19 protein-coding genes are annotated in these 21,077 nt (G+C 58.9%); 8 read left to right on the top strand and 11 right to left on the bottom strand.

All coding sequences use genetic code 11. The features are described 5' to 3' along the window. Positions 1-29 precede the first annotated feature (29 nt). The 6 genes from pqqA to ACZ3HH_RS10135 all read left to right on the top strand — a co-directional run bounded on the left by pqqA (position 30) and on the right by ACZ3HH_RS10135 (position 5,196). Positions 30-104, top strand: coding sequence for a pyrroloquinoline quinone precursor peptide PqqA (gene pqqA / locus ACZ3HH_RS10160; protein WP_009045898.1), 75 nt, complete (start codon positions 30-32; stop codon positions 102-104). Positions 105-188: 84 nt separating this feature from the next. After that, on the top strand, positions 189-1,100 hold the full coding sequence (pqqB, locus tag ACZ3HH_RS10155) for a pyrroloquinoline quinone biosynthesis protein PqqB (protein ID WP_320393117.1): 912 nt from the start codon (positions 189-191) through the stop codon (positions 1,098-1,100). Between the two features lie 126 nt (positions 1,101-1,226). Then, on the top strand, positions 1,227-1,979 hold the full coding sequence (gene pqqC / locus ACZ3HH_RS10150) for a pyrroloquinoline-quinone synthase PqqC (RefSeq protein WP_123497360.1): 753 nt from the start codon (positions 1,227-1,229) through the stop codon (positions 1,977-1,979). After that, entirely contained in the window at positions 1,976-2,251 is a 276-nt protein-coding gene (pqqD, locus tag ACZ3HH_RS10145; protein WP_019580716.1) for a pyrroloquinoline quinone biosynthesis peptide chaperone PqqD, read from the top strand. The genes pqqC and pqqD overlap by 4 nt, the downstream gene beginning before the upstream one ends. 4 nt (positions 2,252-2,255) lie before the next feature. Continuing rightward, on the top strand, positions 2,256-3,398 hold the full coding sequence (gene pqqE, locus ACZ3HH_RS10140; RefSeq protein WP_465804338.1) for a pyrroloquinoline quinone biosynthesis protein PqqE: 1,143 nt from the start codon (positions 2,256-2,258) through the stop codon (positions 3,396-3,398). Beyond that, positions 3,364-5,196, top strand: coding sequence for a S9 family peptidase (locus tag ACZ3HH_RS10135; protein WP_465804275.1), 1,833 nt, complete (start codon positions 3,364-3,366; stop codon positions 5,194-5,196). The genes pqqE and ACZ3HH_RS10135 overlap by 35 nt, the downstream gene beginning before the upstream one ends. 153 nt (positions 5,197-5,349) lie before the next feature. Here ACZ3HH_RS10135 and ACZ3HH_RS10130 read toward each other — a convergent pair whose 3' ends face one another. Together ACZ3HH_RS10130 and ACZ3HH_RS10125 are read right to left on the bottom strand one after the other, a co-directional pair. Next, positions 5,350-5,508 carry a YqaE/Pmp3 family membrane protein gene (locus ACZ3HH_RS10130; protein ID WP_207284819.1) on the bottom strand — a complete coding sequence of 53 codons (159 nt, stop codon included), beginning with the start codon at positions 5,506-5,508 and terminating at the stop codon, positions 5,350-5,352. A gap of 201 nt (positions 5,509-5,709) precedes the next feature. Then, the gene (locus ACZ3HH_RS10125) at positions 5,710-6,993 is read right to left on the bottom strand and encodes an aspartate aminotransferase family protein (RefSeq protein ID WP_465804274.1); all 1,284 of its coding nucleotides are present in this window, start codon (positions 6,991-6,993) and stop codon (positions 5,710-5,712) included. A gap of 169 nt (positions 6,994-7,162) precedes the next feature. Between ACZ3HH_RS10125 and ACZ3HH_RS10120 the strand changes: the two genes are divergently transcribed. Beyond that, on the top strand, positions 7,163-8,092 hold the full coding sequence (locus tag ACZ3HH_RS10120; RefSeq protein ID WP_465804273.1) for a LysR family transcriptional regulator: 930 nt from the start codon (positions 7,163-7,165) through the stop codon (positions 8,090-8,092). Between the two features lie 227 nt (positions 8,093-8,319). Here the strand turns inward: ACZ3HH_RS10120 and ACZ3HH_RS10115 are convergent, their stop codons facing one another. The 4 genes from ACZ3HH_RS10115 to ACZ3HH_RS10100 all read right to left on the bottom strand — a co-directional run bounded on the left by ACZ3HH_RS10115 (position 8,320) and on the right by ACZ3HH_RS10100 (position 15,586). Then, a complete protein-coding gene (locus ACZ3HH_RS10115) occupies positions 8,320-10,098 on the bottom strand; it encodes an acyl-CoA dehydrogenase C-terminal domain-containing protein (RefSeq protein WP_465804272.1) in 1,779 nt (592 codons plus the stop codon). Between the two features lie 278 nt (positions 10,099-10,376). Further along, entirely contained in the window at positions 10,377-12,173 is a 1,797-nt protein-coding gene (locus ACZ3HH_RS10110) for an acyl-CoA dehydrogenase C-terminal domain-containing protein (RefSeq protein WP_465804271.1), read from the bottom strand. A 90-nt stretch (positions 12,174-12,263) separates the two neighbouring features. Further along, entirely contained in the window at positions 12,264-13,553 is a 1,290-nt protein-coding gene (locus ACZ3HH_RS10105; RefSeq protein WP_465804270.1) for a GGDEF domain-containing protein, read from the bottom strand. 227 nt (positions 13,554-13,780) lie between these two features. After that, complete coding sequence (locus ACZ3HH_RS10100) at positions 13,781-15,586, bottom strand: phenylacyl-CoA dehydrogenase (protein ID WP_465804269.1); 1,806 nt, start codon at positions 15,584-15,586, stop codon at positions 13,781-13,783. A 318-nt stretch (positions 15,587-15,904) separates the two neighbouring features. On the opposite strand from ACZ3HH_RS10100, the gene ACZ3HH_RS10095 reads away from it, so the two are divergent. Then, complete coding sequence (locus ACZ3HH_RS10095) at positions 15,905-17,164, top strand: hypothetical protein (protein ID WP_465804268.1); 1,260 nt, start codon at positions 15,905-15,907, stop codon at positions 17,162-17,164. A 90-nt stretch (positions 17,165-17,254) separates the two neighbouring features. Here ACZ3HH_RS10095 and ACZ3HH_RS10090 read toward each other — a convergent pair whose 3' ends face one another. The 5 genes from ACZ3HH_RS10090 to bioF all read right to left on the bottom strand — a co-directional run bounded on the left by ACZ3HH_RS10090 (position 17,255) and on the right by bioF (position 21,055). Continuing rightward, a complete protein-coding gene (locus ACZ3HH_RS10090) occupies positions 17,255-17,551 on the bottom strand; it encodes a hypothetical protein (protein WP_008076394.1) in 297 nt (98 codons plus the stop codon). Positions 17,552-17,670: 119 nt separating this feature from the next. After that, positions 17,671-18,351, bottom strand: coding sequence for a dethiobiotin synthase (bioD, locus tag ACZ3HH_RS10085; protein WP_465804267.1), 681 nt, complete (start codon positions 18,349-18,351; stop codon positions 17,671-17,673). Further along, positions 18,348-19,160, bottom strand: coding sequence for a malonyl-ACP O-methyltransferase BioC (gene bioC, locus ACZ3HH_RS10080; protein ID WP_465804266.1), 813 nt, complete (start codon positions 19,158-19,160; stop codon positions 18,348-18,350). Before bioC ends, bioD begins: the two co-directional genes overlap by 4 nt. After that, positions 19,153-19,884 (bottom strand): alpha/beta fold hydrolase, encoded by a 732-nt coding sequence (locus tag ACZ3HH_RS10075; protein WP_465804265.1) that lies wholly within the window; start codon positions 19,882-19,884, stop codon positions 19,153-19,155. Before ACZ3HH_RS10075 ends, bioC begins: the two co-directional genes overlap by 8 nt. Then, on the bottom strand, positions 19,877-21,055 hold the full coding sequence (gene bioF / locus ACZ3HH_RS10070; protein ID WP_465804264.1) for an 8-amino-7-oxononanoate synthase: 1,179 nt from the start codon (positions 21,053-21,055) through the stop codon (positions 19,877-19,879). Before bioF ends, ACZ3HH_RS10075 begins: the two co-directional genes overlap by 8 nt. Between the last annotated feature and the right edge of the window lie 22 nt (positions 21,056-21,077).

The following is a 21,077-nucleotide window of genomic DNA, read 5'->3' as shown; positions in this document are numbered from 1 at the left end:
CTGTCCCATCCACCTGAAGGAGCGCTTCTATGTCCTGGTCCAAACCTGCTTACACCGACCTGCGTATCGGCTTCGAAGTCACCATGTACTTCGCAAGCCGCTAAGCTCTGCCGTCCGGTAGAGAATGCAGTGCTACGCCTCGGCTCGCCGGGGCGTTTTTATTTTCAGCTTTCAATGATGGAGCGGCCATGTTTGTCCAGATTCTAGGTTCCGCCGCCGGCGGCGGTTTCCCCCAGTGGAACTGCAACTGCGTGAACTGCGCAGGTTTTCGCGACGGCAGCCTGCGGGCCGAGGCGCGTACCCAGTCGTCCATCGCGATTTCCGATGACGGCGTGAACTGGGTGCTGTGCAATGCTTCGCCGGACATCCGCGCCCAGCTCCAGAGCTTCGCTCCGATGCAGCCAGGTCGCGCGCTGCGTGACACCGGCATCAGCGCAATCATCCTGATGGACAGCCAGATCGATCACACCACCGGCCTGCTCAGTCTGCGCGAAGGTTGCCCGCACCAAGTGTGGTGCACCGACATGGTCCACGAAGACCTGAGCACCGGTTTTCCGCTGTTCACCATGCTGACCCACTGGAATGGCGGGTTGAACTGGAACCGCATAGAACTCGATCAGAGCTTCACCGTCCCGGCCTGCCCGAACCTGCGCTTCACCCCACTGCCCCTGCGTAGCGCCGCCCCACCGTACTCGCCGCATCGGTTCGACCCGCATCCGGGCGACAACATCGGTCTGATTGTCGAAGACCTGAGCACCGGCGGCAAACTGTTCTATGCACCGGGCCTGGGCAAGGTCGACGCAGCGCTGATGAAGATCATGGCCAGCAGCGATTGCCTGTTGGTGGATGGCACGATGTGGGACGACGACGAAATGCAGCGTCGTGGTGTCGGCACGCGCACCGGCCGGGAAATGGGCCACCTGGCGCAGAACGGCCCCGGCGGCATGCTCGAAGTGCTGGAACAATTGCCCAAGCAGCGCAAAGTGCTTATCCACATCAACAACACCAACCCGATTCTCGATGAGGATTCGCCGGAGCGTGCGGAGCTGGTTCGGCGCGAGGTTGAAGTGGCGTATGACGGCATGAGTATTGTGTTGTAGCGGATGACCCCATCGCGGGCAAGCCACGCTCCCACAGTGATCGCGTAATCCTGTGGGAGCGGGCTTGCCCGCGAAGGCGTCAGACCAGACACCAAAGAATCCACCGGTTGTACCCGGAGAACCGCAATGACTGACACCGCAATGTCCCCCGCCGAATTCGAAGCGGCCCTGCGCGCCAAGGGCGCCTACTACCACATCTACCACCCGTATCACGTGGCGATGTATGAAGGCCGGGCGACGCGCGAGCAGATCCAGGGCTGGGTCGCCAACCGTTTCTATTACCAGGTGAACATTCCACTCAAGGACGCCGCTATCCTGGCCAACTGCCCGGACCGCGAGATTCGTCGCGAGTGGATTCAGCGCCTGCTGGACCATGACGGCGCCCCCGGCGAAGAGGGCGGCATCGAAGCCTGGCTACGCCTTGGCCAAGCGGTCGGCCTCGACCCGGATCAACTGCGCTCTCAGGAACTGGTGCTGCCTGGCGTGCGGTTCGCCGTGGATGCCTACGTCAACTTCGCCCGCCGGGCCCGTTGGCAAGAAGCCGCCAGCAGTTCGCTGACCGAGCTGTTCGCGCCGCAGATCCACCAATCGCGCCTCGACAGTTGGCCGCAGCATTACCCGTGGATCGACCCGGCCGGTTACGAATATTTCCGCACGCGTCTGGGCCAGGCTCGCCGGGATGTGGAGCACGGTCTGGCGATCACTTTGCAGCACTACACTACGCGGGAAGGCCAGGAGCGCATGCTGGAAATTCTCCAGTTCAAACTGGACATTCTTTGGAGCATGCTCGATGCCATGAGCATGGCCTATGAACTGAACCGCCCGCCTTACCACAGCGTGACCGAGCAGCGGGTCTGGCATAAAGGAATCATCGTATGAGTTTCGATCGCAGCAAAACCCCGACCTGGCGCCCTGGCTACCGTTTTCAGTACGAACCGGCGCAGAAAGGCCATGTGCTGCTCTACCCGGAAGGCATGATCAAACTCAACGACAGCGCCGCGCTGATCGGCGGCTTGATCGATGGCCAACGGGATGTCGCGGCCATCATCGCCGAGCTCGACAAACAGTTCCCCGGCGTGCCCGAGCTCGGTGACGACATCGAGCAATTCATGGAGGTCGCCCGTGCTCAGCACTGGATCGAACTTGCCTGATTCCGTGTCAGACAAGTTACCGCCCAAGCCTGAAATCGGCCTGCCACTGTGGTTGCTGGCCGAGCTGACCTATCGCTGCCCGCTGCAATGCCCGTACTGTTCCAATCCGCTGGATTTCGCCGAGCAGGGCAAAGAATTGACCACCGAACAGTGGATCAAAGTATTCCGCGAAGCCCGGGAGATGGGCGCGGCGCAGCTGGGCTTTTCCGGCGGTGAACCGCTGGTGCGCCAAGACCTCGCCGAGCTGATCGCTGAGGCGCGCAAGCTGGGTTTTTATACCAACCTGATCACCTCCGGCATCGGCCTCACCGAGCAGAAAATCAGCGACTTCAAGAAGGCCGGTCTGGACCACATCCAGATCAGTTTTCAGGCCAGCGACGAGCAGGTGAACAACCTGTTGGCCGGCTCAAAAAAGGCCTTCGCGCAAAAACTCGAAATGGCCCGTGCGGTGAAGGCTCACGGCTACCCGATGGTGCTGAACTTCGTCACGCATCGGCACAACATCGACAAGATCGACCGGATCATCGAGCTGTGCATTGCCCTTGAGGCAGACTTCGTCGAACTCGCGACGTGCCAGTTCTATGGTTGGGCTCAGCTCAATCGGGTCGGCCTGTTGCCGACCAAGGAACAACTGGTTCGCGCCGAACGCATCACCAATGAATACCGCGCAAAACTGGAAGCCGAAGGGCATCCGTGCAAGCTGATTTTCGTGACGCCGGACTATTACGAAGAACGTCCGAAAGCTTGCATGAACGGCTGGGGCAGTATTTTTCTGACGGTCACGCCGGACGGAACTGCCTTGCCCTGTCATGGTGCCCGACAGATGCCAGTGCAATTTCCCAACGTGCGCGACCACAGCATGCAGCACATCTGGTACGACTCGTTCGGCTTCAACCGCTTTCGCGGTTACGACTGGATGCCCGAGCCGTGCCGTTCCTGCGACGAGAAAGAAAAGGACTTCGGCGGCTGCCGCTGCCAGGCGTTCATGCTCACGGGTGACGCGAGCAACGCCGACCCGGTGTGCAGCAAGTCGGAACATCACGGCGTGATCCTCAAGGCCCGCGAAGAAGCCGAGCACGCGTCCCAGACCATCGAACAACTGGCCTTTCGCAATGAACGAAACTCACGCCTCATCGCCAAAAGCTGAACCCTTGAGCGCCGCCAGGGCTGTTGCGGCCGGCATCGACTTCGCCGAGTTGCAGGTCGGGCAACATGGCCTGTTCTGGAACGAGTACCGCCCCGAGGATGCCGCCTGCCGAATCTGGCAGTGGCGCGACGGTCAGGCTCATTGCCTGACACCGCCCACCTTCAGTGTGCGCAGCCGGGTGTACGAATATGGCGGCGGGTCGTTTTGTCTGACCGATGACGGGCTGGTTTTCGTTAACGAGGCCGATCAGCAGCTGTATCGGCAATCGCTGACCGGTGAGGCGCCTGAGGTACTGACTTCAAGTGAATGCCGCTACGGCGATTTGCACTTCGCTAACGGGCAAGTGCTGGCGGTGGAAGAGAACCGCGATCGACATCGCCTGGTGGCTATCGATCTGGCTGACGGACAACGTCATCTGCTGGCCGAAGGCGCCGACTTCTACGCGGCACCGACCGTGAGTCCTGACGGTCTACGTCTGGCCTGGATCGAGTGGAATCGCCCGGATCAGCCCTGGACCGCCACTCGCCTGATGGTTGCCAAACGCCAGAGCGATCACACCTTTGCGCCACCGCACTGTGTGGCGGGTGACGGTGCCCAGGAGTCACTGCAACAACCACGATTCGATGACTGCGGCCGTCTGTTTTGTCTGACGGATCGAGGCGGTTTCTGGCAGCCGTGGGTGGAGTCGGGCAACGGTCTGAATCCGCTCCCAAGCGCTGCTGCCGACCATGGACCGGCGCCTTGGCAACTGGGTGGTTGCACCTGGTTGCCGTTGGACGAAGACACCTATCTGGCGAGTTGGACCGAGGGCGGTTTTGGTCGACTGGGGCTTTGTCATGGCGATGGCTCCTGTGACGATTTCACGGGCGACTACAGCCGCTTCCGCCATCTCGCACAGGATGAACAGTTCATCTACTGCATCGCCGCTTCGCCGGTCAGTTCGTCGGCAATCATTGCCATCGACCGTGAAACACGCCTGGTCAACGTTCTGGCCGGCGGTATCGCACCGCTGCCCGCCGAACAGATCAGCCGCCCGCAAACCCTGCGCTATCCGAGCGGTTCGGGAGAGGCCCACGGTTTCTTCTACCCGGCGATGACCGGTGACACGAAAGCGCCGTTGGTGGTGTTCATTCACGGCGGCCCGACTTCGGCCTGCTACCCGATGTTCGACCCGCGAATCCAGTATTGGGCACAACGCGGCTTCGCCGTGGCCGACCTCAACTACCGAGGCAGCAGCGGCTACGGCCGCGCTTATCGCCAGGCGCTGCATTTGAGTTGGGGCGATGTGGATGTGGAAGATGCCTGTGCGGTGGTGGCCTACCTCGCCGATCGGGGGCTGATCGACGCCAACAAGGCGTTTATCCGTGGCGGCAGCGCCGGTGGCTACACCACGTTGTGCGCACTGGCCTTTCACAAGGTCTTTCGTGCGGGCGCCAGCCTGTATGGCGTCAGCGATCCCGTTGCGCTAGGCCGCGCTACGCACAAGTTCGAAGGCGATTATCTGGATTGGTTGATCGGCGACCCGGTGCAGGACGCTGAACGCTACGCCGCACGCACGCCATTGCTGCACGCGAACAACATCAGCGTTCCGGTGATTTTCTTTCAAGGTGAACTGGACGCCGTGGTGGTGCCGCAACAGACCCGCGACATGGTCACTGCGCTACAGGACAACGGGATTCTGGTTGAAGCGCATTACTACGCCGACGAACGCCATGGCTTTCGCAAGGCCGGCAATCAGGCCCATGCGCTGGAGCAGGAGTGGTTGTTTTATCAAAGGGTGATGGCGTTGGCGGACTGAAGTCTGCGCTCAGTGCAGCTATTTGCGGCGGCCCATTCGCGAGCAAGCCCGCTCCCACATTTGATCTCTGGTGTTCACAAATGATGTGTTCACAGAAGGTCGCGTGTGGGAGCGGGCTTGCTCGCGAATGTGATTTAACCGGCGCCACAAAACTCAGCGCTTGGCGATGATGTACACCGCATGCACGATCCCAGGAATGTAACCGCACAACGTCAGCAGAATGTTCAGCCAGAATGCCCCAGCGAAACCGACTTGCAGAAACACACCCAGTGGCGGCAACAGAATGGCGATGAGGATTCGAATAAAGTCCATGGGGTAGCTCCTGATTGAAGTAGGCTCTTGTGAACCCTACAGCTAATCGACCTGCGGCGTTCTTCAGGGTTCAGTTGTGGACTCTGATCACAGCCCCTCCAAATACCGATGAAGAAAAAAACGCCCACGCCAAAAGAATCAGGCGTGGGGCGATGCGTTATACCGCGAGACGGTTCTGGAATTCGTGTAGGACGGGTCTGATCAGACCGCAATACCTTTGCGGCACTGCAGTTGCGCGGTGCGTACGCGGGAGAAAGCGCGGGCCAGACGCAGGAGCATTTCGTCGACATTGGCCTTGCTGACGGTGAGGGCCGGGGTAAAGCGCAGGCAATCGGGTTGTGGGGCGTTGAGCAGCAAGCCTTCGTACAACGCAGCTTTGACTACGGCCTCAGCCGAATCGTCGGACAGATCAAGCCCCCAGAGTAGTCCTTGCCCGCGCAATTCACCGTGACCATAGCGATGAGCCAGACGACTCAGCCCTTCACGCAGATGCTGACCCATTTCCCGTACATGATCGAGATGGCCCTTGTCCTGCACGTTGTCGAGGACGACAAGACCGGCCGCACTCGTCAGTGCATTGCCATGATGCGTGCCGGTCAATTCGCCGACTTCGAAACAACAGGCCTTGCCCCGTGCCAGCAATGCCGCCAATGGCACGCCACCGCCAAGCCCTTTGCCGAGCACGACGATATCTGCCCGCACGCCGTAGGACTGTTCGGCGAGCAAGGTGCCGCAGCGACCGAGGCCGGTTTGCACTTCGTCGAGTATCAGCAAGATGCCAAGCTCACGACACAGGCGCTCGACACCTTTGAGGTAGTGTTCGGTGGCGGGAATCACTCCGGCCTCGCTCTGGATCGGCTCGAGCATGATTGCGACAGTCTGGGCGTCTACGGCCGCATGCAGTGCTGGCAGGTCATTGAACGGGACATGACTTAAGCCCGGCAGTTGTGGCTCGAATCGGTTGATCAGATTCGAACTGTCCGACGCTGAAATCGTCCCGAGACTACGGCCATGACAACCTTTACTGGCAACGATGATCCGCGAAGCGCCGCCACGATGTCGCTGGCCCCATTTGCGCGCCAACTTGATCGCCGCTTCACAGGCTTCGCTGCCACTGTTGAGCAGGTACGCCTGGTCACTGCCGGTGCAGGTACAGAGCCGTTCGGCAAGATTGAGCATGCCACGGTTATGCAAACTGAAACCTGGGTTGATCAACGACTGAGCCTGTTCCGAAATCGCCTTGACCAGTACTGAGGGGCTATGTCCGAGGCTATTGGCGCCGCCACCCTGGGAGAAATCCAGATAAGCGCGGTCATCGCTGTCCCACAGCCATGAGCCTTGGCCCCGCACGAAAATCTGTTTCGGCCGTTCGACACTGGGCATCAGGCACTCGCTGGATAAGTTGTCGCTTCTGGACGACTGGGAGGTATCCATCGCCAGGTCATCAAGGCTTGGTGGTTTGCGTCGCAGGTTGAACAGATTCATTGGATAAAACCTCGTTTGAGGTTTTCTGCCTTGCCTATGTAAACACCATCGTCGTAAACGGTATTCATCGTGCGCTCTGGCCCTGTAAGCCTTGTGAATGCGGTTAGACTAGGCTTAGGCAAGGCACTGAGCCATTTCGATTTCCCAGCATTTTCGATAAGTATTACTTATGGATTTCAAGCAACTGCGTTATTTCGTCGCGGTCTACGAAGAAGGCCACGTCGGTCGGGCCGCCGAGCGACTTTCAATCTCCCAGCCAGCGTTGTCCCAGCAGATTCGCCAACTCGAAAAAAACCTCGATGTGAGCCTGTTCGAACGCAGCAGCAAACGTCTGCTGCCCACCCTGGCGGCCCACACGTTGTACAACCATGCGCTGCCCTTGCTCGATGGCCTGCAACGCGCACGCGAAGCCTTGGGCAATTTCAAAGGGAAGGCGCTGCGAACCTTGGCCATCGGCGTACTGCAGACCGTCCATTCCAGTCTGGTGCCGCAAATGCTCGAACGCGTGCGCAAGGCACAGCCACATTTGGTGGTGCAGATCTATGAACTGACCGGCCTGGAAATCGAGCGGCGGCTACTCAACGGATCTCTGGACATTGGCATCAGTTACCTGCCGCCCCGTCAGCCGGGTTTGCACGGCGTGCAGTTGTACGAAGATGAACTGACCCTTGTCATCCCGGCGGACCACCCGTTGCGGGAATTCAAGAAAGTATCCATGAGCCAAGCCGCCGAGTTGCCGATGTTGCTACTGGGTGAGGAGTTTCAGGTGCGGCAGATCTGGCAGGCGCAATTGGCCAATCTTGGACGTCGCCCGCAGGTGCAGGCTGAGCTGAACAACATGGCGGGGATTCTCGACAGCCTGCCGCACACGCGACTGGCGACGGTTCTGCCTGGGCGCTCACAAAAGACCCATGCCGATCAGGCTTTGCTGTGGAAGCCTCTGAGCGAGCCGCGGGTGCCGCTGAAAGTCGGATTGGTGTGTCGGGATGTGCAGCGGCAACAGGCTTCGCTGACGTTGTTGCGGACATTGTTGGAAGAAGTGATGAATGGGCCGGATGACCACTTGAATGGCCCGGCGACACTGGAGGGGTTGAGCTGAGTACTTTTTTCCAGACAAAAGAAAACCCCGCCGAAGCGGGGCTTTGCAGACTGTTTCCCTGACATCCATTTCACTCCGCCATCCTGGCAGAATCCTACGTGTCCATGTTGTTGCTTTGCGCTTCCTGCGCGACGTCCATGTGAAGTAGATTAGCTCTGGATCCAATCTTCGCCTATGGGAAAACAGCAGCACGTTATGTAAGAGAATGCTTACATAACGTTAAAGGGTCAGAATTGTCCTGCGTCCAGCAGGAACAGCGATTCGCTACCGGCCTTTACCGACGCGCTCAACGAGTGAATACGCGGCAGCAGACGTGCGAAATAGAACCGCGCCGTACCGAGTTTGCTCGCGTAGAAATCGTCCTGCGCTTCTTTACCGAAGGCTGCCTTGGCCATCAGTGCCCACATGTAGGCGTAGGCCATGTAACCGAATGCTTGCAGATACTCGACCGACGCCGCGCCGATCTCGTTCGGGTTGTTTTTCGCCCGATCCAGCAACCACGCAGTCAGTTCGTCGAGGGTTCCCACCGCATCACTCAGCGGCTGGGTGAACTCCGCCAGGTCAGCATTGGCTGTCCCGATGAAGTGACGAATCTCGTCAGCGAACAGATTGTAGAACGCCCCGCCGCTACCAACGATCTTGCGCCCTACAAGGTCCAGCGCCTGAATACCGTTGGTGCCTTCGTAGATCTGGGTGATCCGTACATCACGAACCAGTTGCTCCTGGCCCCACTCACGGATGTAGCCGTGACCGCCAAATACCTGCTGGCCGTGAACCGTGGTTTCCAGACCCAAGTCGGTCAGGAAGGCCTTGGCCACCGGCGTCAGCAGCGCAACCAGATCTTCTGCGCGCTTGCGGGTGGTGGCGTCTTCGCTGAATTTTGCGGTGTCCAGCTGCATCGCCACGTAAGTGGAGAAGGCACGGCCGCCTTCATTCGAGGCTTTCATAGTCAGCAGCATGCGACGCACGTCCGGGTGGACGATGATCGGGTCAGCCACCTTGTCCTTGTTCTGCGCGCCGGTCGGCGAACGGCTTTGCAGACGGTCGCGAGCGTATTCGATAGCGTTCTGGTACGAGCGCTCGCCAGTGGCCAGGCCCTGGATGCCGACGCCCAGACGCTCGTAGTTCATCATGGTGAACATTGCCGCCAGGCCTTTGTTCGGCTCACCGACCAGGTAACCCACGGCTTCGTCGAAGTTCATCACGCAGGTCGCGGATGCCTGGATGCCCATCTTGTGTTCGATCGAACCACAATTCGCCGGGTTGCGCGCCCCCAGGCTGCCATCGGCATTGACCATGAACTTCGGCACCAGGAACAGCGAAATGCCTTTCGGCCCCGCTGGCGCGTCGGGCAGTTTGGCCAATACCAGGTGGATGATGTTCTCGGTCAGGTCGTGTTCACCGCCGGTGATGAAGATTTTGGTGCCGCTGACTTTGTAGGAGCCATCGGCCTGAGGCTCGGCCTTGGTGCGGATGATCCCCAGGTCAGTACCGGCATGCGGCTCGGTCAGGCACATGGAACCGGCCCAGACACCGGCGTACATGTTCGGCAGGTACGCGGCTTTCAGCTCTTCGCTGGCGTGGGCGTTGATCGACAGGCAAGCGCCGGCGGTCAGCATCGGGTACAGACCGAACGACAGGCTCGCGGAGTTGACCATTTCTTCGACCTGCGCCGAAACCGCCTTGGGCATGCCCATGCCGCCGTAGGTCGGGTCACCACCGACACCGACCCAACCGCCTTCAGCGTAAGTCTGATAAGCCTGTGGGAAACCGGCCGGGGTGGTGACGGCACCGTCGGCCCAGTGGCAACCTTCTTCGTCAGCTGCACGGCTCAGGGGCGCGATGCTTTTGCTGGTGACCTTGCCGGCTTCCTCGAGAATGGCTTCAACCGTTTCCGCATCGACGGTCTCGGCCAGCGCAGGCAGTTCGGCCCAGAGTTTGGCGACCTCGAAAACTTCATTGAGGACGAAGCGCATATCGCGCAGGGGCGCTTTGTAGTCAGCCATGGCAAACCTCGCAAGATCTAAACAGGTGGTTCGTAGAATAGTGATTTCGTTGTGTCCGAGTGTACCTCAACAACTTTTACGACACATAGGGTCAACTCATGACTGTTTTGTTATTTTTAGTCACTGAAGATCAGGCGGATGTCTTAGGTGCCAAAACGCATTCGCGGGCAAGTCGGATCGCCGCACCGCTCGCTCCTACAGGTCGTGTCGCATGCATTTCACGTGAACGACATAGAACCGTAGGAGTAAGGCTTGCCCGCGAAGCTTTCAAATATTCCTCAGAGCGCAAACAACTCCGCCGGCAGTTTCATCAGACAATCGCTGCCCGCCTCGATGGCCGCCCGATGTGCGGCGGTGCGTGGCAGCAAACGCTTGAAGTAAAACTCGCTGGTTGCCAGTTTTCCCCGGCAGTAATCGGCATCGCCGCCGCCCGCCTCCAACTGCGTCTGAGCCACCAACGCCATGCGCAACCACAGATAGCCAAGGATGATGTAGCCGCTGTACATCAGGTAATCCACCGAGGCGGCGCCGACTTCATCCGGATTTTTCATCGCCGCCATACCGACCTTGGTAGTCAACTCGCCCCACTGCTGATTCAAGCCATTGAGTTGCGCTACATAGCTGCCGAGTTGCGGATGTTCAGTGTTTGCCGCACAGAACTTGTGGACGATTTTGGTGAAGCCGCGCAGCAGTTTTCCCTGACTGCCAAGGACTTTACGCCCAAGTAAGTCGAGCGCCTGAATGCCGTTGGTGCCTTCGTAGATCGGCGCGATCCGGCAGTCGCGAACCAGCTGCTCCATGCCCCACTCACGAATGAAACCGTGGCCACCAAACACCTGCATGCCGAGGTTGGTCACCTCCAGCCCGGTGTCGGTCATAAAGGCTTTGCAGATCGGCGTCAGGAATGCCAACAGATCTTCGGCATCCTGACGCGCCGTTTCATCCGGGCTCAGATGAGCAACGTCCAGCAACTGCGCGGTGAAATAGGTCAGCGCCCGGTTGCCTTCGTTGAAGGCCTTCATGGTCAGCAACATTCTGCGCACATCGGGATGAACGATGATTGGGTCGGCGACTTTTTCCGGTGCTTTCGGGCCGGTCAGCGAGCGCATTTGCAGGCGGTCGTTGGCGTATTTGATCGCGCCCTGGAAGCTCGCCTCCCCCAGACACAAACCTTGCATACCGGTGCCGAGCCGAGCGTGGTTCATCATGGTGAACATGCAGTTCAGGCCCTTGTTCGGCTCACCAATCAAGAAGCCTTTGGCGTCGTCGAAATTCAGCACGCAGGTGGCCGAGGCCTTGATACCCATTTTGTGCTCGATCGAACCGCAGGAAACGCCATTGCGCTCGCCCGCTTCACCCTCGGCATTGGGTAGGAATTTGGGAACGATAAACAGCGAAATGCCCTTGGTACCGGCGGGAGCGTCCGGCAGTTTGGCCAGCACCAGGTGAATGATGTTGTCACTCATGTCGTGCTCGCCGGCGGAGATAAATATCTTGCTGCCGGAGATCGCGTAACTGCCATCGGCCTGAGGCACGGCGCGGGTCTTGATGATGCCCAGATCGGTGCCGCAATGGGCTTCGGTCAGGCACATGGTGCCGGTCCATTGGCCGGCAGTGAGCTTGCTCAGGTAGGTTTGTTTCTGCTCTTCGGTGCCATGGGCGTGAATCGCCGACATCGCACCGTGAGTCAGGCCAGGGTACATGCCCCAGGAGGTGTTGCTGGAACCGACCATTTCACTGATGACCAAACCCAAAGAACTTGGCAAACCCTGGCCACCGTAAACCGGATCCGCCGCCAGACCATGCCAGCCGCCCTCAACGTATTGTGCGAATGCTTGCTTGAAGCCTGTAGGCGTTGTGACCACGCCGTTGTCGAAATGGCAGCCTTCTTCGTCGCCGCTGCGGTTGAGCGGTGCGAGAACGTTTTCACAGAATTTTGCGCCTTCTTCAAGAATCGCATTGATCATGTCCGGGCTGGCATCGGTGGCGCCCAGCGCGGCGTAGTTGCTGTGAAAATCGAAGACGTGGTCGATCAAAAAGCGCATATCGCGCAGGGGAGCTTTGTACTCGGGCATGGTCATTTCTCCGGCAGCAGATTGCTCAAACCTACTGCCGCGCACCACGCCTCACAATCACAGTCCAGACGCTGAATGCGCCATCATCACTCAACCCGCAGCGGCGTCCATGCGCACCGCCCCACGGCGGTTCTGACCGAAGGCCATCACACAATTTCGCCCCGCGCCTTTGGCGCTGTAGAGCGCCTGGTCAGCGGATTTGAGCACTTCTTCCGGCGTGCGTTGCTCCAACCGCTCGGCGACACCGATGCTGACCGTGACGGATACACTCGACGTACCCGAGCCTGCACGGCGCTGGCGTCCCTGTTGGTCATCCTGAGGACGGTTGTCCTGATTGCGCAATTGGATGTTGTAGGTGGCGATAGATTCGCGGATGACTTCCAGGTGCGGCATACACTCTTCGAGGGTTTTGCCTGCGAATACCAGAGCAAATTCTTCACCGCCGTAGCGATATGCCCTACCGCCCCCGCTGATTTTCGACAACTTGCTGGCGACCAATCGCAGCACCTGATCGCCGACATCGTGGCCGTGGGTGTCGTTGAATTTCTTGAAGTGATCGACGTCGCCCATGGCCAGCACGTAATTGCGCCCCAACCGTTGCATGCGTTCGTTCAGGGCGCGGCGACCCGGCAGACCGGTGAGCTCATCGCGGAAGGCCATCTGATAGGCCTCATGGGCAACCGCGGCGGCAATCATCAACATCACCTGACTGCACATGATGTTCAGGGTGAATGGCAGGATGAAGGTTTTCGGCAACATCCAGAACAATCCCAACAGCCCCACCAATTGCGCAGCATGCAAGGGTCTTGGGTTGCGCCAGTATTGCCAGGCCAGTAACAGGAATGAGGCAATGAATACCGGGTAAGACAACTGAATCAAGCTCATCCAGGCGCCATGCAAAGCTGGCCAGCGGATCTCCGAAAGCCACATCAGCAGCGCCTGTGGGTAACTTTGTTCCAGCCCCAGCGCCACGCTGCCGAACGCCAGCAACACAGCAAAGCGCGCCACCATGTCCTGGAACAGGTGAGTACGCTCTTGCCAGGCGGCGAACACGCCAAAGAGCAACGGCAGCAACAGACAGCACAGATGGAAAACCACGGCGGCGTCTTCACGGACTTTGCCGTTGTCGCGGTAGAAGTCGGTCTGGGTGTCGAGCAGGAAGTAGGCGATATACACCGTGACCATCAGAAACAGTTCACGCTGACGTCGGTAAACCGCGCAATACGCCCCGCCGAGCAACAGCACCAGAGTGGGCAGCACGTTAAACAGCGAAGTGAAGAAGACGTTGAGATCCTTGACGTAAGCAGCCGCAAGCCCCGCGAGCAACAACAGCAGCGATGGCAAAAAATGACTGAAACGTACAGCGGAAGAACGCGGCAAGGGTAAAGCTCCGACCCGGCAAACAAAGATGGCATTGTGCCTGCATTTAGAGCAGCTAAGCACGTGCGATGTGACGTGTGTCACATCGCCATCCTCTTTAACGGCAGCAATGGTGTTCTTCTTAGCGTTTTAGTCAGGAATATTTACAAGCGCAGCCCGTTTGCGTCAGGCACAAAAAAGCCGCTGCTCCCGAGGAAGCAGCGGCTTTATGAAGGACTTAGTAGGGCTTAGTAACCCAGTGCGAAGTCTTCTTCTTTCATGTCCATCAGGTTGTTGGCGCCCGACAGCATGGTTACGACGTGAGTGCGGGTACGCGGCAGGATACGCTGGAAGTAGAAGCGCGCAGTCTGCAGCTTGGCGGTGTAGAACGCCTCTTCGGTGGTGCCGGCAGCCAGTTTCTCGGCAGCCAGACGCGCCATGTCAGCCCAGAAGTAGGCAAGGCACACGTAACCGGAGTACATCAGGTAGTCCACCGACGCCGCGCCAACTTCTTCGCGGTCTTTCATGGCAGCCATACCGACCTTCATGGTCAGCTCGCCCCACTCTTTGTTCAGCGCAGCCAATGGCTCGACAAACTCTTTGACCGCGGCATTGCCTTCGTTGGTCTGGCAGAACTTGTGGACGATCTTGGTGAAGCCTTTGAGCGCTTCGCCTTGAGTCATCAGCACTTTACGGCCCAGCAGGTCGAGTGCCTGGATACCTGTGGTGCCTTCGTACAGCATCGAAATGCGGCTGTCGCGAACGTTCTGCTCCATGCCCCACTCGGCGATGAAGCCGTGGCCGCCATAGATCTGCACGCCATGGTTAGCGGATTCGAAACCGACTTCAGTCATGAAGGCTTTGGCGATCGGTGTCATGAAGGCCAGCAATGCGTCGGCTTTCTTCTTCTCTTCTTCATCGACGCCGTACTTGACGATGTCGACTTGCTTGGCGGTGAAGTAAACCATCGCACGGTTGCCTTCGGCGAAAGCCTTCATGGTCAACAGCATGCGACGTACGTCAGGGTGAACGATGATCGGGTCAGCGGCTTTGTCCGGCGCTTTCGGGCCAGTCAGCGAGCGCATTTGCAGACGATCGCGAGCGTATTTCAGGCCGCCCTGGAAGCCGATCTCGGCGTGTGCCAGACCTTGCAGCGCAGTCCCCAGACGTGCGGTGTTCATAAAGGTGAACATGCAGTTCAGGCCTTTGTTCGCCGGGCCAATCAGGTAACCGGTGGCCGCGTCGAAGTTCATCACGCAGGTGGCGTTACCGTGGATGCCCATTTTGTGTTCCAGGGAACCGCAGGTCACAGCGTTGCGTTCGCCGATCGAGCCTTCTGCGTTTGGCAGGAATTTCGGAACGATGAACAGGGAAATGCCTTTGGTGCCGGCCGGTGCATCCGGCAGACGTGCCAGAACGATGTGGACGATGTTGTCGGCCATGTCGTGTTCACCGGCCGAGATGAAGATCTTGGTGCCGGAAACTTTGTAGGAACCGTCGGCCTGAGGCTCGGCCTTGGTGCGCAGCATGCCCAGGTCGGTGCCGCAGTGCGGTTCGGTCAGGCACATGGTGCCGGTCCATTCGCCGGAAACCAGTTTGGTCAGGTAAGCCTCTTGCTGCTCAGGCGTACCGTGTTCGGAAATGGTGTTCATCGCGCCATGGGACAGGCCTGGGTACATGCCCCACGACCAGTTGGCTTCGCCAACCATTTCGCTGACTGCCAGACCCAGAGACTCAGGCAGGCCTTGGCCGCCGTGCTCTACGTCGTGAGCCAGGCTAGGCCAGCCACCTTCGACGAATTGTTTGTAGGCTTCTTTGAAACCGGTCGGGGTTTTAACGCCGGACTCGCTCCAGGTGCAGCCTTCGGTGTCACCCACTCGGTTCAGCGGAGCCAGCACCTGCTCACAAAACTTGGCGCCTTCTTCGAGAATGGCGTCAACCATGTCCGGAGTTGCGTCTGCACAAGCCGGAAGGCTCTGATAGTGCGCTTCGTAGCCGAGCAGTTCGTCACGAACGAAGCGAATATCACGCAAGGGGGCCTTGTAGTCAGGCATAGCGATAAACCTCTGCTGATGTAACCGGGAATGAACGACCGCGTTGATTTGTTGTGACGGTCAAACAGTTGTTTGAAACATACGTTTACGCCTAAATCTTGTCAAGCGCCGATCTTTTGCCGTTCGTCATGCAAGGGGCTTTCGATCTTCCGAAAACCACTCACCATTGGCCCTCAAAGGATGTGAATTGGCTTCTAAAGAATGATGAACTGTTATTTTTTACAGGTTCGGAAACTCTGCAAAACGTATGTACTGACTATAGCTGTCGCGCTTCAGGCCATGGTGGTCATGGAAAATGCGTACTGCAGGAGAGTCAAAATGGAAGTGCAAACTCGCGACAATAGTCAGCCTCGCAGCCCCGGCGAGCTCGACCGTACCTTCGCTACCGATGGCTACATCGAGATCAGCGAAAGAGGCACCGCAAACTCAATCACCTCTGACAAAGACGGCAAGCTGATTCTTGCCTCCCAGATCGGCGACAGTTTTCGGTTATCGCGTTACCTCGTCGACGGAGCTAAAGATGGCTCATTCGAGGAAACAACCTGGAACTTCGAAGATGGCGACCAATCCGCGCCGATGCGCGTACTGTTGCAGGAAGATGGAAAAATTCTGGTCATCGGTGACTCGCTAAAAGCCGGAGCAGTGAGGCCCGCCGTCACCCGCTTGAACTCCAGTGGCAGCCCCGACCTGATGTTTGGCCGCCAAGTCATTACTACCGGACCAGAAAATGCGAAGCCACCAAATTTTCGCTACAAGTTCGTAGATGGCTGTCTGCAAAAGGCTCAAAAAATACTCATAGCAGCGAGCTATACACTTCAATCAGGTCGCCCTTTGAGCAGGCTGTTTTGTCTGCTAGCTGATGGCGAGGCTGACAAACTTTTTGGCGAAGGCCGTGGATTCATCGATATCAAGTTCCATGACCGCGATAGCTACGCCTGTGACGTCCAGATCCAAAGTAATGGCAGCATTATCGTCGCGGGCAGTTGGAGATATGACGGCGAACAACAGAGAACACGGACCGTCGCTCGATACACGGTTGAGGGCATTCTGGACAATACCTTTGGCCAAGCAGGTTATGCCGATGTTGTGGTGCCCGGCGAGCAAGGGGAAATGTCACCGACCGAGAAGCTTTTTCTGGACGATATTGTCAGCCGGGTTGCTGTTCAGAAAGACGACAAAATCATCATCGCCGGCTCTGCAAAAGGCCCTGACGGCCTCGGCAGCGGGCTGCTGGCCAGACTCGAAGCCGACGGCAAGAAACTTGACGAGCAATTCAATGGCGGGAAACCTCTACTGATCTCTCGCCCATTGAATGATTTGTCCTTCCATTCCATTACGATACAACCGGATGGAAAAATCGTGGCCGTAGGTAGAGGCAACATGGCAAACACGACCATGGAGTTTTACGAACGGGTTAGCGAAAACGGAGAAATAGAGGGTTTTAGGAGCGACTGTAGTTTCGGTGACTGTACCGATGTGACGACTCAGCTGACAGGACGAGTTGTTATTTCGGGTAGTCGCGGGAGCTCTCTCACCGGCCCTCGCTTTCCAAGAGTATGGGGGCGCCTGGGGTCCTGATTCTGATTTTTTGCCACACACGTACGCTTAATAGTCACAAGCCATTGAGCGTACACATTAAAAGGACATTGGTTTGTCGCTCAACCAGGATCAGGCGAACGTATCGATCAGCGTACCGAGCATTTCATCGGATGCCTTGGCAACTTTGACGCCCAGCTCCACCTGGAACTTGCCTTGGGACATCTCGACCATATTGCTGGCCAGATCCGATTGCTGGCTGCGGTCTACCGAGCGCAGGCGATCGACCTGAACCTCAGAGGATTGACTGGTGACTGAACGCTCGATGGTGTTGTTGGCGATCTGACCCGAAGCCTGATCGACACGGTTCTGCCCTGTCTGAATGGTGCTCAGACCAGCATAAAAAGCAGTGTTTCCTGAGATTTCCATGGGGGAACTCGTCCGACAAAGGATCAACAGCGGCCATTGAACCAGACACGCCGACAAAAGGCCCGACAAAAACACTAATAGCACAGTGCCTTGTCATAGGTAAAACCCCAAGCCAACAATCAGTCCAACAGATCCAGCTGCAGATGTTCGGCTACCGCATCGGCTGTCACCGACTTGAGTTTCGGCACCCTCCCCAGACACGGCGCGGGAATGCGCTCGGCCAGCGTCGCGAGGTTCTCTTCCAGGCGTGAGGTCTTCGGATCGATGATGTTGGCCACCCACCCCGCCAACTGCAAACCATCCCGTGCGATCGCTTCGGCTGTCAGCAGTGCATGATTGATGCAGCCCAACCGTACGCCGACCACCAGTATCACCGGCAGACCCAGCGCCATGGCCAGGTCCGACAGATTGTCCTGATCCGCCAACGGCACTCGCCAGCCGCCAGCGCCTTCGATCAAGGTGAAGTCCGCCTGCATATCGAGAATCTGTCGCATCGGTGTCAACAGGGATTGCACGGTCAACGCCACGCCAGCTTCCCGCGCCGCCAGATGCGGTGCAATCGCCGGTTCGAACGCGACCGGATTGACCTGCTCGTAGGTCAACGGTATCGAGCACTCGGCAAACAGTGCCAGCGCGTCGGCGTTGCGCAAACCCTTGGGCGTCAGGTCGCAACCCGAAGCCACCGGTTTGCCCGCTGCCGTGCTCAAGCCCGCCAACCGCGCGGCATGCAGCAAACCTGCGGCGACGGTGGTCTTGCCGACATCGGTGTCAGTACCGGTGATGAAATAGGCTGCACTCATAAGGGTTTCTCCAACACGGCGTAAACCACTTGATAAGTCGCCGGCAGTCCCTGTGCCTGACGATACTGCTCGTAAGCCTCGATCAGGCCGAGGATCCGCGCCCTGCCGGTCAAACCGCCCGGCCGACCGGGGTTCAGATTGTGCGCCCCAAGTGCCTTGAGCTCATGGGTCAGGCTGCGGACATCGGGGTAATGCAACACATGCGGCTGCGTTTCGAGGCTGACGACCTTCAAGCCGCTGCCCGCGCAAAGCTGTTGGTAAACACCGAACTCGCGGAAGCGGTTGACGTGCACCATGCCATCCACCTGACGCCAGCTGTCGCGCAATTCGTACAGAGTGCCTACACACAGACTAGCAAACGCGAAAATTCCGCCCGGTTTAAGTACTCGATACGCTTCATTGAGCACCGAGGAGAAATCCGCGCACCATTGCACCGCCAGGCTGGAGAAGACCAGATCGCAGGTCGAGTCCTGCAACGGCAAGCGCTCGGCATCGCCCGCGATGAAGTGGGTCGCGCCGCCCAAGGGGCGGGCGTGATTGAGCATGCCTTCTGCGATGTCCAACGCCACTCCGGCGCTTGCAGGAAACTTCTCCGCCAAGGCTCGGCTGAAATACCCGGTGCCACAGCCCATATCCAGCCAACGAGCAGGGACAAAATCTTCCGGCAACCGACGTAACAACTCGCTGCCCACGTCGCGCTGCAATTCGGCCACGCTGTCGTAGCTCGCCGCCGCACGGGAAAAGGATGCCGCCACCTGGCGTTTGTCGGGCAAGCCGCCGGGCAGGTTGGGAAGAGACAAATCAGTCATCACCGGACTCATGCAAAAAGGCCTGAATCGCCCCCGCCACACCGTGAGGGTCTTCCAGAAGAAACGCGTGACTGGCCTGTTCAATCAGGCCGATTTCGACATCCGGCAGCAGTGCCAGCAAATCCCCCGCCGCTTCGGCCGGGACCAGCCCGTCGAGGCCGCCAAACAAATGCAATTGCGGCCCGCGAAACGCTTGCAACGCTTGCCGGGTATCCAGCTGGGCAAGCAGTTCCAGGCCGCTCATCAGCACCGGCGAAGACGTATGCGGTGCGCCAGCGAGCAACAGTCGCGATAGCCCGCGTGGGTCTTCGGCACCTTGGGCGCACAGCAGCGAAAAACGTTTTAACGTCATGCGCGAGTCAGCCTTGCAGCCGGCCAGAAACGCATCGAAGGTCTCGCCGGGCATCGCGCTCGGCCACTGCTCATGGGCGACAAAAGAAGGGTTACTCGCCAGCGTCACCAAGCCACAGCAGCGGTCACCGCGTCGCGCCGCCAATTCGGACGCCAGCATGCCACCCAATGACCAGCCACCGAGCCAGGCATCCTGTGGCAACGTCGAGTCCAGTTCATCGAGCCATTCTTCAAGGTCGCTCGATTCCAGTTCCGGCAACGGCTCGATCTCGACGCGCAGGTGCTCATCCAAACCCTGCAAGGCGGCCGCCAAGGGTTCCAGCGGCGAAATCCCGAGACCCCAACCCGGCAGCAGAATCAGACGATCACGCATGGCTTGGCTCCGGTCCCAGTTGTTGAAAACAATCGGCCAGTCCATTTAACAATAGCTGTACCTGCGCCTCGCTGTGAGCGGCGGTCAGGGTTACGCGCAAGCGTGCGCTGCCTGCGGGCACAGTCGGTGGACGAATCGCAGTCACCATCAGCCCGCGGTCGCGCAGCATCTGCGACAGTCGCACTGCGCGCCCGGCGTCGCCGATCATGATCGGCTGGATCGGCGTGAAGCTGTCCATCAGCTCCAGGCCAATCTGCTCGGCGCCATTGCGGAACTGGCGAATCAGCGTCTGCAGATGCTCACGTCGCCAGTGTTCGCTGCGCAACAGCTCCAGGCTTTTCAGCGTCGCGCAGGCCAGCGCCGGCGGTTGGCTGGTGGTGTAGATATAAGGGCGAGCGAATTGGATCAGGCTTTCGATCAACTCTTCACTGCCTGCCACAAAAGCACCGGCCGTACCGAACGCCTTGCCGAGGGTGCCGACCAGTACCGGCACATCTTCCTGGCTCAGACCGAAATGCTCGACGATACCGCCGCCATTGGCCCCCAGAGGACCAAAACCGTGAGCGTCATCGACCATCAGCCAGGCGCCTTTGGCCTTGGCTTCCCGCGCCAGCGCCGGCAAGTCGGCGATGTCACCGTCCATGCTGAACACGCCATCGGTGACCACCAGCGTATTGCCGGTGGCCTTCTCAAGGCGCTTGGCCAGACTGGCCGCGTCGTTATGCAGATAGCGATTGAAACGCGCACCGGACAACAGCCCCGCATCCAGCAACGACGCATGATTGAGACGGTCTTCCAGCACCGTATCGCCCTGCCCGACCAGTGCGGTGACTGCGCCGAGGTTGGCCATGTAACCGGTGGTGAACAGCAACGCTCGCGGGCGGCCGGTGAACTCGGCGAGGGCTTCTTCCAGTGCGTGATGCGGGCCGCTGTGGCCGATCACCAGATGCGAAGCACCACCACCCACGCCCCAACGCGACGCGCCGGCACGCCAGGCTTCGATCACTTGCGGATGATTGGCCAGGCCCAGGTAATCGTTGTTACAGAACGCCAGCAACGGCTGACCATCGACCACCACTTCCGGGCCTTGCGGGCTTTCGAGCAATGGGCGCTGGCGATAAAGGTTTTCGGCACGACGGGCAGCAAGGCGCGCGCTGAGATCGAAAGACATGCAGGCCTCGAAGGTCATTTCA

It is taken from the genome of Pseudomonas sp. PME37.24/025, from assembly GCF_055556615.1.
The sequence above is the reverse complement of the archived record's forward strand: the minus strand, read 5'-3'. Positions and strand labels throughout refer to the sequence as shown.

Excerpts from the sequence above, each read along its gene's own strand:
- ACZ3HH_RS10120 (WP_465804273.1), top strand. The coding sequence starts at position 7,163 with ATGGATTTCAAGCAACTGCGTTATTTCGTCGCGGTCTACGAAGAAGGC.
- bioF (WP_465804264.1), bottom strand. The coding sequence starts at position 21,055 with ATGTCTTTCGATCTCAGCGCGCGCCTTGCTGCCCGTCGTGCCGAAAAC.
- pqqC (WP_123497360.1), top strand. The coding sequence starts at position 1,227 with ATGACTGACACCGCAATGTCCCCCGCCGAATTCGAAGCGGCCCTGCGC.
- ACZ3HH_RS10110 (WP_465804271.1), bottom strand. The coding sequence starts at position 12,173 with ATGCCCGAGTACAAAGCTCCCCTGCGCGATATGCGCTTTTTGATCGAC.
- ACZ3HH_RS10100 (WP_465804269.1), bottom strand. The coding sequence starts at position 15,586 with ATGCCTGACTACAAGGCCCCCTTGCGTGATATTCGCTTCGTTCGTGAC.
- ACZ3HH_RS10125 (WP_465804274.1), bottom strand. The coding sequence starts at position 6,993 with ATGAATCTGTTCAACCTGCGACGCAAACCACCAAGCCTTGATGACCTG.
- pqqD (WP_019580716.1), top strand. The coding sequence starts at position 1,976 with ATGAGTTTCGATCGCAGCAAAACCCCGACCTGGCGCCCTGGCTACCGT.
- pqqB (WP_320393117.1), top strand. The coding sequence starts at position 189 with ATGTTTGTCCAGATTCTAGGTTCCGCCGCCGGCGGCGGTTTCCCCCAG.
- ACZ3HH_RS10115 (WP_465804272.1), bottom strand. The coding sequence starts at position 10,098 with ATGGCTGACTACAAAGCGCCCCTGCGCGATATGCGCTTCGTCCTCAAT.
- bioD (WP_465804267.1), bottom strand. The coding sequence starts at position 18,351 with ATGAGTGCAGCCTATTTCATCACCGGTACTGACACCGATGTCGGCAAG.
- ACZ3HH_RS10075 (WP_465804265.1), bottom strand. The coding sequence starts at position 19,884 with ATGCGTGATCGTCTGATTCTGCTGCCGGGTTGGGGTCTCGGGATTTCG.
- ACZ3HH_RS10135 (WP_465804275.1), top strand. The coding sequence starts at position 3,364 with ATGAACGAAACTCACGCCTCATCGCCAAAAGCTGAACCCTTGAGCGCC.
- ACZ3HH_RS10130 (WP_207284819.1), bottom strand. The coding sequence starts at position 5,508 with ATGGACTTTATTCGAATCCTCATCGCCATTCTGTTGCCGCCACTGGGT.
- ACZ3HH_RS10095 (WP_465804268.1), top strand. The coding sequence starts at position 15,905 with ATGGAAGTGCAAACTCGCGACAATAGTCAGCCTCGCAGCCCCGGCGAG.
- ACZ3HH_RS10090 (WP_008076394.1), bottom strand. The coding sequence starts at position 17,551 with ATGGAAATCTCAGGAAACACTGCTTTTTATGCTGGTCTGAGCACCATT.
- bioC (WP_465804266.1), bottom strand. The coding sequence starts at position 19,160 with ATGACTGATTTGTCTCTTCCCAACCTGCCCGGCGGCTTGCCCGACAAA.